Below are 9,394 nucleotides of genomic sequence, written 5' to 3'. Positions count from 1 at the left end.
CCCCGCCTCTACCGCTAACTCCCCCCCACCGCCCCCCGCCGCCCGCGGGGGGCCCCCCCCCCCCCCCGTCGCGGCGCCGCCGCCGAAAGGGCCGCCGCCGACGTGTGTGGCGCCGGGGATCCCGACGTCGCCAAGCTCGCGCCCGATGATGATCCCCTCTCGGGCGCGGTGCGGTTCCGGGTGGCGCGGGCGATCGCCGGCAGCCCGGGCGACGCCCCGGCGGGGTGGCGGCGGTGGGCCGAGGAGGCGTTCCATCCGCCGCAGCCGTGGCGCGAGCTGCTGGGGGCCGCGGTCCGCTCGGCGGTCTGCGGCGCGGGCGCCGGGGAGGACTACTCCTACGGCCGCCCGGCCCGCCGTTGCGCCGCGCTGCCCGGGGCGGTGCTGCCCGCCCTTCGGCGGCGACCGCCCCGGGTGTGCGTGGTCGTCGACACCTCCGGCTCGGTCGGCGACGCCGAGTTGGGGAACCGCACTGCTGGAGGTCGCGGCGATCTGCCGGGCCGTGGGGGGCAGTCGCGACCTGGTGACCGTGCTGTCCTGCGACGCGGCGGCGCAGGCGGCCCGGCGGGTCTGCGCCGCCGCGGAGATCCCGCTGGTGGGCGGCGGCGGGACGGACCTGCGGGAGGGCTTCGCCGCCGCGCTGCGGGCCCGGCCGCGCCCGGACGTGATCGTGGTGCTGACGGACGGCCAGACGCCGTGGCCGACGGCCCGGCCGTCGTGCCGGACGGTGGTCGCGCTGTTCGGGCGGCTCGGCGGGCGGCGGGAGGACGGATCCGGCTACCGGCGGCCGGAGCCGCCCGGCTGGGCGCGGGTGGTGAGGCTCGGGGGTGGCTGACCACTCCCGGCCCGGGTCGGCCGATCCTGGCACAGAGGGGTTCGGCAGAGCCGTGGTCGATGGTGGGGGCATCGAGGCCTCCGCCACCAACTCCTCGACGGCACGGCATCCATGACGTGCCGTTCAGGCCAGCCGCCCGGAGCCTTCCGGCCATCGGCCCCGACGACCCACCCGGACCACCGTTCGCATGCCATCATCCCCTCAGAACGATGTGACATGTCACAGCCCGTCCGGTGTCGCGCCGGACGCGCTGCCCATCCACGGAGGGATCCCACCCATGCACCGTCGTCGCACCGCCGCCACCCTGGCCGGCGCCGCGGTCCTCGCCGCGCTGACCGCCACCACCGCCCCGGCCGCCGCCGCCACCATGCCCGCCGCTCCATCCGCAACCGCGAAAACCACCTGCGGCAACTGGGCCATCGACATCCTCTGGATCACCGCCTGTATCGATGTCGACGGCACCCAGGTCAACCTCTGGGGAAAGGCCTACCCGCCCTCCCTCAACTGGTCTCCCCAGTCCGTCCCCTTCAAGTTCTCCGCCACCGCGGTCGGCCAGCCGCCGATCACGCCCGTGGACATGGAGGCCGTGGTGCCCATGGGCGGCATCCCCGTGCAAGGAATGACCTTCAACGTGCCCTGCGGCACCCAGGTGACCGGGACCTTCGGCATTCCGGCCGGCCCCTGGCCTCCCTCGTCGTCGTCGGTCACCGTCACCGTCCCCTGCTGACACCGCCCCTGGCCCCACCCGCGCGGCCCGCCAGGCCGTGCCGGGGACGCAGCCTCGGAATCACATCACCGGCCGCCCCGGTGAGCGCACCGGTGCTCAGGTCCAACGCGGCGAGCAGGACCCGGCCGTCCGCCCGGTAGCCCGCCGCCACGACGCCGCCGCCGTCGGCCGTCGGCGGCCGGCGGCCGGCGGCCGGCGCGAGGATCCCGGGGAGCACGATCGGTTCCGTCCACCCGTCGGCGTCGACCGGCCTGCTCCGGACCGTGGTCCGCTCCTCGCCCTCGCCCCCGAGCCGCACCGCGAAGACCACCCCGCCCGCGAGCACGGACTGCGGCCGGCTGCTCCTCGACGCGGGCGGGCGGCGGCGCTGGTGCAGCCCGGCCACCTGCGGTTCGGCGCCCCGGCGCGCGGCGGGTCGCCCAACCGGCGCGCCACCCGAGCCTCCCCACCTCCCATTTCACCCAACTCCTTGACGATTGCATGACATTGACGGACCATCATGCTCGCGGCGCCGCACCCGCCTCCTCACCGTTCCGTCCCTACGGACCCCCACAGGAGGACAGTCATGCGACTGCCCCGTCGAGGAACGCCCGCCACGGTCACCGCCGTCCTGCTGGCCCTCGCCCTCGCCGTCCCGCTCACCACCCAGGCCACCGCGCAGCCGGCCCCCGAGGCCGCCGCGAACGCGGGCCCCGATGCCACCTTCGCCCGGCAGTACCGCCTCGACGGCCCCCGGACCGTCGCCGAGCGCACCGCCGTCGCCGCCACCGGCGCCTCCGTCGACGCCGTCCGGCCCGACTCCCTGACGGTCACCGCGACCCCCGCCGAGGCCGCCCGGCTGCGCGCGCTCGGCTGGTCGCCCGTCCCGCTGCCCGGCCCCCGGTACGGTGCCGAGCCCGGTCTGGAGGGCGTCGGCGCGGCGCTGTACGACTTCCCGTCCGCCGACTCCGGTTACCACAACTACGCCGAGGCCTCGGCCGACATCGACGCCGTCGTCGCCGCGCACCCCGACATCATGAGCAAGCGGGTGATCGGCACCTCCTACGAGGGCCGGCCGATCGTCGCCGTCAAGATCAGCGACAACGTCGGCACCGACGAGGACGAGCCCGAGGTGCTCTTCACCGCCCACCAGCACGCCCGCGAGCACCTCACCGTCGAGATGTCGCTCTACCTGCTGCACGAGTTCGGCGACAAGTACGCCTCCGACCCCCGCATCGCGAACGCCGTCAACAGCCGGGAGATCTGGGTGATCCCGGACCTCAACCCGGACGGCGGCGAGTACGACATCGCCACCGGCCGCTACCGCAGCTGGCGCAAGGACCGCCAGCCGAACCCGGGCAGCAGCTACGTCGGCACCGACCTCAACCGCAACTGGGACTACAAGTTCGGCTGCTGCGGCGGCTCCTCCGGCTCCACCTCCAGCGAGACCTACCGGGGCAGCGGACCGGAGTCCGCCAAGGAGACCAAGGTGGTCGCCGACTTCGTCCGCAGCCGGGTGGTGGGCGGCAAGCAGCAGATCACCGCGGCCATCGACTTCCACACCTACAGCGAGCTGGTGCTCTGGCCGTTCGGCTGGACCACCGCCGACACCGCCACCGGCATGAGCGCCGACGAGTACAACACCTTCGCCACCCTCGGCCGGTCGATGGCCGCCACCAACGGCTACACGCCCGAGCAGTCGAGCGACCTCTACATCACGGACGGGTCGATCGACGACTGGCTGTGGGGCGCGCAGCGGGTGTTCGCCTACACCTTCGAGATGTACCCCGGACCGAACGGCGCCAGCGGCTTCTACCCGCCCGACGAGGTGATCGGACGCGAGACCTCCCGCAACCGGGAGGCCGTGCTGCGGCTGGTGGAGACGGCCGACTGCGTCTACCGCGCGATCGGCAAGCAGCAGCAGTACTGCGGCATCGCCGACTGACCGCGGGAGGAACGGCCCGCCCGGACCCCGAGGTCCGGGCGGGCCGTTCCCCTGTCGGCGAACGTGCCCACCGGAAGCGTCTGTTTGGGTTAGGAAGGTGGTCCGGGGCGAGTGGAACGAGGGGAATCCATGACCGGTACCGCGAAGATCGGAAGGCTCTACCGGCGGTCGTTCCCGGTGCGGTTCACCACCGTCACCCTCGCCTACCTGTTGGCGATCGTCGCGCTCGCCTGGCTGCTGTCCAGCCGCGACCGCCACTTCCCGTGGTTCCCACCGGGGTTGCTCTACGTCGCGGCGATCCTCGGCTACCCCGTGCTGCTGCTCGTCCCGTGGCAGTGGACGCAGGCGGTCTGCCGCGAGCACCGCACCGGGCCGCTGGCCAGGGCCGGTCTGGTGGCCCTGCTGCTCGGCGGCGGAGCCTTCGCCGCCCTGTCGCTCGGCCGCGCGGAGCAGCAGGCCCTGCACGAGCGGGGCACGGCGGTGGCGGCGGTGGTGGTGCGCCACGAGGAGGATCCGGGCGACCCGGAGCTCGGCGCCTCCGCGTCCTACCGGTACGTGGTGCGGCTGCCGGGCGGCGAGGAGGAGTCCTTCTCCGCCGACAAGGACGAACTGCCGCTGACCGAGCAGCCGGTGACCGTCACGATCGACCCGCTCGGCAAGGTCGACAGCATCGCGGGCACGCCCCCGTCCGCACCCGCCACCGCGCCGTGGGCGGCCTCCTTCGCGCTCGCGTTCGCGGGGGCGCTGGCGGTCGCCGCCGCCACCCGTTTCCGCCCGACGAACGCGGCCACGTCCACCTCGGCACCGTCACGACCGCGGCCCTCGTCGTCCGGCTCCGCACATGATCGACCGGACAAGTCCTAGCCCGCGGCGTTCCCCCTGGTCAGTGAGGAGGCGAGCCGCTCCGCCGTGTCCGCGTCCAGGGCTGCGTGCCCGAGCAGGAAGCGGTACCAGAACACCCCGTAGACCTGGTCCGCGATGAGGTCCAGATCGGCCTCCCCGGCCAGTTCGCCGCGCTCACACCCCCTGGCGAGGAGCTCGCGCAGCGCGCCGCGGCGGGCGGCGGTGAAGCTGCGCATCAGCTCGGCGAGGTGCGGGTCGCGGGCGGCCTCGCGGGCGACGGTGCGCAGGGCGGAGGCGGTGGTGTCGCGCTGGGCGGCCTCGAAGGTGGTGGCGATGAAGGCCTGCAGGTCGGAGCCGAGACTGCCGGTGTCGGGGCCGTGGACGTCCTGGTCGGCGCGGTCGGTGAGGGCGTCCAGCAGCACGGCGCCCTTGGAGGGCCACCACCGATAGACGGTCTGCTTGCCGACGCCGGCCGTGCGGGCGATGGCGTCGATCGTGACGGGCGTGCCGTCGGACTCCGCGAGCAGGCGCAGCGCGGCGTCGAGGATCGCCCGGTGGGCCGCTTCGTTGCGGCGGCGGCCGGTGTGCGGGCGCACGGCCGGGGCGGTCCCGGCCGTGGCGGCCGCGGCGGGCGCCGCGTCGGCCGCGGCTTCGGTGTCCTGGACCTCGCTCATGGTGTTCCTCTTCCTCTCGCCCCCGCTTGACAAGACTAACAGTCTCGGCAAACATCATTGCCAGAACCAACGGTCTCGACAAGTCGGAAGGTCCCACCACCATGAGCACTGCGTCAAACCTCTTCGCCGGACAGCGCGTCGTCGTGATGGGCGGCAGCTCGGGCATCGGAGAGGCGGCGGCCACGGCCTTCGCCGCGGACGGCGCCGAGGTCGTGGTCACCGGCCGCGACCGCGACCGGCTGGACGCCGCCGTCGCCCGGATCGGCGGCAAGAGCACCGGGCAGCGGCTGGACGCCGCCGATCCGGTCGCCCTGGCCGAGTTCTTCGCCGGGGCCGGCACCGTGGACCACCTGGTCGTCGCGGTCAGCGGCGCGGCCGGATCCGGCCCGTTCGCCCACCTCGACCTGGCGGAGCTCGCGACCGGCTTCGACGCCAAGTTCTGGCCGCAGGTGCGCGTCCTCCAGGCGGCGCTGCCGCACCTGCGCGAGGACGGCTCGGTCACCCTGATCACCGCCGCCTCGGCCCGGGCCGCCTTCCCCGGCACCGCGGGACTGGCCGCCATCAACGGCGCCCTGGAGGCGATGGTCCCGCCGCTGGCCGTCGAGCTCGCCCCGTTGCGGGTCAACGCCGTCTCGCCCGGCGTGGTCGACACCCCGTGGTGGGACCGCGTCCCGGCGGAGCAGCGGGCTGTCCTGTTCGAGGGTCTCGCCGCCACCACCCCGGTCGGCCGGGTGGGTCGCGCGGAGGACGTCGCCCGGGCGATCCACATGCTGGCGGCCAACACCTTCGTCACGGGTGTGGTGTTCGACTGCACCGGCGGGGCCAACCTCCCCACCGGTCGTTGAGCCCGACGGCATCGGTCGGCCCGGTGCCGCGTCGGACCGTTGTGACAGGTCGCGCCCGGTACTCCAGCAGGACGTCTCCGTTCCCGCTGGAGTACCGACCCCATCGGTCAGTCGATGCCCTCGATGATTCCGGCGTCGTGGGCGACGGCCCGAACACCGAGGGGGAGGAGCGGCCCGCCCCCGGCTCGCACGGCCGGACCGGCCGGCTCGTCGTAGGCGGCCGGCTTCTCAGGGACTGAAATCGTGCAGCAGGGACTGACCCGGTAGCCCCTGCCCGTGGAACCCTCCAGTGTTTGAGGACGCGACGTCAGAGGCTCTTGATGCTCTCGATGCGCTCCACGATCAGTTCGCAGAGTTCGTGGGTGCGCAGGGCGTCGTGGGCGTCGAGGGTGCGGCCGGCGCGGACGGCGGTGAGGAAGGCGAGGACGACCTGCTCGATGCCGCGCTGGCGGGCGACCGGGACCCAGTCGCCGCGGCGGCGGACGGTGGGCTGGCCGCGGTGGTCGATCACCTCGGCGAGGTTGTGGACCTCGCGCTTGGAGTCGGCGCCGGAGACCTCCAGGATCTCCTCCGTCGATCCGGAGAGGCGGTTCATCAGGCCCAGGGCCGTGAAGCCGTCGCCGGCAAGGGTGAGGACGACGTGCTCCACCAGGCCGTCGCGCACCCGGGCGCGGACGTCCACGTGGTCGATCTCGCCGGGGGCCAGGAAGCGGAGGGTGTCGACGACGTGGATGAAGTCGTCGTAGACGAGGGTGCGGGCGGCCTCGGGCAGGCCCTCGCGGTTCTTCCGGAGGACGATGAGGTCGCGCGGGCGTTCGAGGGCCTGGGCGTAGCCGGGGGCGTGGCGGCGGTTGAAGCCGACCGCCAGGGAGCGGCCGGTGCGGTCGGCGAGGTCGACCAGGCGGCGGGCGCCGTCGAGGGTGTGGTCGAGCGGCTTGTCCACGTAGACGTCGACGCCGGCGGTGAGCAGTTGCTCGACGATCGGCACGTGCTGGTCGGTCGCCGCGTGCACGAAGGCGGCCCGGATGCCGCTGTCGATCAGCCGGCCGAGGTCGGTGAACCGCTGCTCCGGGGCGATCCGGTACGCCTCGCCGAGCCGGTCCAGCTTGGCGCCGTCCCGGGTCATCAGCCGCAGGTCCAGGCCGGGCAGCGCGCCGAGGACCGGCAGGTAGGCCTTCTGCGCGATGTCACCGAGCCCGATCACCCCGACGGGCAGCGGGGCGTCGGGAACAGCGGTCGAACTCATCAGATCTCCACGGGTGCGTGAGCCGGTGTCGCTCCCACCCTATGCACCGGCCCCGACCCGGCCGGACGGGGCCGGACGCGGACCGCCGGGTCCGCGGCCGGCCCCGGGGATCAGGGGCAGAGCTGGTGGGTCGTGGGGGTGCACTCGGGGTCGGGGTCGATCGGGCCGGTGCCGCCGGGGTGGTAGTTGGACCACCAGAGGGGGGTGCTGCCGTAGTAGACGACCAGGTTGCCGCCGTTCTGGATGGCCAGGTAGGCGCCGGGGTGGCGGCCGGTGCGGCTCTCCCAGAGCGGGCGCCAGGCGGCGTCGTACGCGGTGAGGTTGCCGTCGTCCTGGACGTAGAAGTAGGTGCCGACCCCGTAGGTGCCCACGGCGGTCCAGATCGCGACGTTGTTCTTGTAGAGGACGACGTGCCCGTCGTACTGCTGGTACAGGACGGTGCTGCCGTCGGGCGAGGACCAGCTCTGGCCGCGGCTCAGGCCGGCGGTGGCCTGGATGACCGTCTGGTTGGCGTCGGAAGCGGGGGCCGCGGCGACCGTGACGGCGGCGGGGGCGGAGGCGGGGGCGCCGTCGGCGGCCTGGGCGGGGGCGCCCAGCAGCCCGGTCGCCATCAGGACGGCGCCCAGCGCGACGCCGGCGCGGGGGACGAGGGAACGCGCGATGCTCATGACGGACACTCTCCTCAAGTCACTTCTCCGGATGGCCTGCTGTCGGCCTGCCGAGAAGAAGTCTCACCGCACGCGAACCGGGCGGGCAAAGCCCTTCGACCCAGCCCGAATCCGGGCACCGCGCCGAGGTCCCGGGCCCCCGCTCAGGCGGCCGAGAGCCTGGCCCGGCGCAGCAGGTAGAGGCCGGAGGCGGCGGCCAGCACGGCCATGCAGGCGGCGAAGACCAGGCCCGCGTCCGCCAGGCCGAGGGGCTGGGCGAGCAGGCCGACGCCGATGACGGGGATCGAGATGCCGAAGTAGGCGACGACGAACAGCGCCGAGAGCGCGCCGCCGCGGTGTTCGGCGGGGGCGGCGGCGGCGATCTCGCCGACCGCGCCGCGCAGGCCCATGCCCTGGCCGGCGCCGCCCACCAGGGCGGCGAGGATCAGCGGCGCCAGCACGGTCCAGGCGAGCGAGGAGGCCAGCAGGGCGAGCCCGGCGATGAGCACCAGGCAGCCCAGCGGGATGGCCCGGGCGGTGCCCAGCTTCGGCACCAGGAGCTGGCCGAGCGTGGAGCCGAAGAAGGCCAGGAAGACGATCAGGCCGGTGGCCGCGTGGTTGTGGACGCCCAGGCCCTGCGCGAGGAAGGCGGGGCTGACCGAGGTGAAGACGCCCAGCAGCGAGAAGCCCGCGAAGGCGGCGAGGCCGGCCGGCACGAAGACGCCGCGGACCTCCGGCGGCAGCGACGGCCGTCGTGGGCGGGCGGTGCGCAGCGGTCGGGCGCCCACGACGGTCTCCGGCAGGGACCACAGGACGGCGAACGAGGCGGCGAGCAGTACCAGGTGCACGGCGAACGGCAGGATCAGCGGGTGCGGCGCGTACTCGGCGAGCACGCCCGAGAGCAGGGGTCCGCAGCCGAGGCCGCCCATGTTGGCGGCGGTGGCGGCGAACGCGGCCCGGGCCCGGCGGCCGGGCGGGGCGAGTTCCAGGACGTAGGCGGTGGCGGTGCCGGTGAACAGACCGGCCGACAGTCCGGAGAGCAGCCGGCCCAGACAGAGCATCGGCAGGCCGCCCTCGGCGAGGAAGGCGACGGCGCTGGCCGCCGCGCAGGTCAGCCCGCAGAGCAGCACGGGGCGGCGGCCGACGGAGTCGGAGACGTTGCCGACGAGCAGCAGGACGCCGATGACGCCGAAGGCGTAGATGGCGAACACGACCGTGACCATCAGCTCGGAGAAGCCGATCTGCTCCTGGTAGAGGCCGTAGAGCGGGGTGGGCAGGGTGGTGCCCGCCATGCAGACGGCGAAGGCGGCGGCGGCCCCGAGGTAGCCCAGGTGGCGCGCGGTCGGCGGAGGGCCGGTCGGACGATCGGTCACCAGCCCACGGTAGGCGGCCGGGGCCGGGGCCGCGGCGGCGGGCTGCGCCGAATGGCCGCCCGCCCGCCTCGCCCGACGGCGCCGGGACACGACGCCGGATCACGGCGCCCGACCTGCGGCGCTGTCCCGAATCGCGTACGACATGCGGCTGGTGACGTCGGTCGCGGACCGGTGACGGTGCTCAACTTCGGCCGGGTGATCGCCGAGGGGCGGCCGGCCGAGGTACAGCGCGACCCGGCGGTCGTCGAGGCGTACCCGGGCACCGCCGGCGAGGAGGACGAAC

At 74.4% G+C, this 9,394-nt stretch carries 10 protein-coding genes and 2 pseudogenes; 7 read left to right on the top strand and 5 right to left on the bottom strand.

Annotated elements, in window-relative coordinates; all coding sequences use genetic code 11:
* Window positions 1-72: 72 nt before the first annotated feature.
* Both ACFVUH_RS35085 and ACFVUH_RS35080 read left to right on the top strand, forming a co-directional pair.
* Window positions 73-832 (top strand): annotated as a pseudogene (locus ACFVUH_RS35085) (VWA-like domain-containing protein); the annotation flags it as partial.
* Window positions 833-1,109: 277 nt separating this feature from the next.
* On the top strand, window positions 1,110-1,559 hold the full coding sequence (locus ACFVUH_RS35080; RefSeq protein ID WP_387917584.1) for a hypothetical protein: 450 nt from the start codon (window positions 1,110-1,112) through the stop codon (window positions 1,557-1,559).
* Here the strand turns inward: ACFVUH_RS35080 and ACFVUH_RS35075 are convergent.
* Window positions 1,543-1,944, bottom strand: a complete 402-nt coding sequence (locus ACFVUH_RS35075; RefSeq protein ID WP_387917591.1) for a hypothetical protein — start codon at window positions 1,942-1,944, stop codon at window positions 1,543-1,545. The two genes, ACFVUH_RS35080 and ACFVUH_RS35075, sit on opposite strands and share 17 nt — an antisense overlap.
* Between ACFVUH_RS35075 and ACFVUH_RS35070 the strand changes: the two genes are divergently transcribed.
* The 3 genes from ACFVUH_RS35070 (at window position 1,898) to ACFVUH_RS35060 (ending at window position 4,347) form a co-directional block, all read left to right on the top strand.
* On the top strand, window positions 1,898-2,032 hold the full coding sequence (locus tag ACFVUH_RS35070; protein ID WP_387917589.1) for a CGNR zinc finger domain-containing protein: 135 nt from the start codon (window positions 1,898-1,900) through the stop codon (window positions 2,030-2,032). The two genes, ACFVUH_RS35075 and ACFVUH_RS35070, sit on opposite strands and share 47 nt — an antisense overlap.
* Window positions 2,033-2,124: 92 nt before the next feature.
* Window positions 2,125-3,483, top strand: coding sequence for a M14 family metallopeptidase (locus tag ACFVUH_RS35065; protein WP_387917583.1), 1,359 nt, complete (start codon window positions 2,125-2,127; stop codon window positions 3,481-3,483).
* Window positions 3,484-3,612: 129 nt separating this feature from the next.
* Complete coding sequence (locus tag ACFVUH_RS35060) at window positions 3,613-4,347, top strand: hypothetical protein (RefSeq protein ID WP_387917581.1); 735 nt, start codon at window positions 3,613-3,615, stop codon at window positions 4,345-4,347.
* Here ACFVUH_RS35060 and ACFVUH_RS35055 read toward each other — a convergent pair.
* Window positions 4,344-5,000, bottom strand: a complete 657-nt coding sequence (locus ACFVUH_RS35055; protein WP_387917580.1) for a TetR/AcrR family transcriptional regulator — start codon at window positions 4,998-5,000, stop codon at window positions 4,344-4,346. The genes ACFVUH_RS35060 and ACFVUH_RS35055 overlap by 4 nt on opposite strands.
* Window positions 5,001-5,101: 101 nt before the next feature.
* Here ACFVUH_RS35055 and ACFVUH_RS35050 point away from each other — a divergent pair, with 101 nt between their 5' ends.
* The gene (locus tag ACFVUH_RS35050; protein WP_355374847.1) at window positions 5,102-5,845 is read left to right on the top strand and encodes an SDR family oxidoreductase; all 744 of its coding nucleotides are present in this window, start codon (window positions 5,102-5,104) and stop codon (window positions 5,843-5,845) included.
* Between the two features lie 307 nt (window positions 5,846-6,152).
* Here ACFVUH_RS35050 and ACFVUH_RS35045 read toward each other — a convergent pair whose 3' ends face one another.
* The 3 genes from ACFVUH_RS35045 to ACFVUH_RS35035 form a co-directional block, all read right to left on the bottom strand.
* A complete protein-coding gene (locus ACFVUH_RS35045) occupies window positions 6,153-7,061 on the bottom strand; it encodes a Gfo/Idh/MocA family protein (RefSeq protein WP_387917588.1) in 909 nt (302 codons plus the stop codon).
* Between the two features lie 140 nt (window positions 7,062-7,201).
* Entirely contained in the window at window positions 7,202-7,759 is a 558-nt protein-coding gene (locus tag ACFVUH_RS35040; RefSeq protein WP_387917578.1) for a hypothetical protein, read from the bottom strand.
* A 143-nt stretch (window positions 7,760-7,902) separates the two neighbouring features.
* Complete coding sequence (locus ACFVUH_RS35035; RefSeq protein ID WP_387917586.1) at window positions 7,903-9,030, bottom strand: MFS transporter; 1,128 nt, start codon at window positions 9,028-9,030, stop codon at window positions 7,903-7,905.
* 132 nt (window positions 9,031-9,162) lie between these two features.
* Between ACFVUH_RS35035 and ACFVUH_RS35030 the strand changes: the two are divergent.
* Window positions 9,163-9,363: pseudogene (locus tag ACFVUH_RS35030) on the top strand (hypothetical protein); the annotation flags it as partial.
* Window positions 9,364-9,394: the final 31 nt, after the last annotated feature.

Source organism: Kitasatospora sp. NPDC058032, from assembly GCF_042885845.1.
GTDB lineage: Bacteria > Actinomycetota > Actinomycetes > Streptomycetales > Streptomycetaceae > Kitasatospora.
The sequence above is the reverse complement of the archived record's forward strand: the minus strand, read 5'-3'. Positions and strand labels throughout refer to the sequence as shown.

Excerpts from the sequence above, each read along its gene's own strand:
- ACFVUH_RS35050 (WP_355374847.1), top strand. The coding sequence starts at position 5,102 with ATGAGCACTGCGTCAAACCTCTTCGCCGGACAGCGCGTCGTCGTGATG.
- ACFVUH_RS35060 (WP_387917581.1), top strand. The coding sequence starts at position 3,613 with ATGACCGGTACCGCGAAGATCGGAAGGCTCTACCGGCGGTCGTTCCCG.
- ACFVUH_RS35035 (WP_387917586.1), bottom strand. The coding sequence starts at position 9,030 with ATGGCGGGCACCACCCTGCCCACCCCGCTCTACGGCCTCTACCAGGAG.
- ACFVUH_RS35065 (WP_387917583.1), top strand. The coding sequence starts at position 2,125 with ATGCGACTGCCCCGTCGAGGAACGCCCGCCACGGTCACCGCCGTCCTG.
- ACFVUH_RS35055 (WP_387917580.1), bottom strand. The coding sequence starts at position 5,000 with ATGAGCGAGGTCCAGGACACCGAAGCCGCGGCCGACGCGGCGCCCGCC.
- ACFVUH_RS35080 (WP_387917584.1), top strand. The coding sequence starts at position 1,110 with ATGCACCGTCGTCGCACCGCCGCCACCCTGGCCGGCGCCGCGGTCCTC.
- ACFVUH_RS35040 (WP_387917578.1), bottom strand. The coding sequence starts at position 7,759 with ATGAGCATCGCGCGTTCCCTCGTCCCCCGCGCCGGCGTCGCGCTGGGC.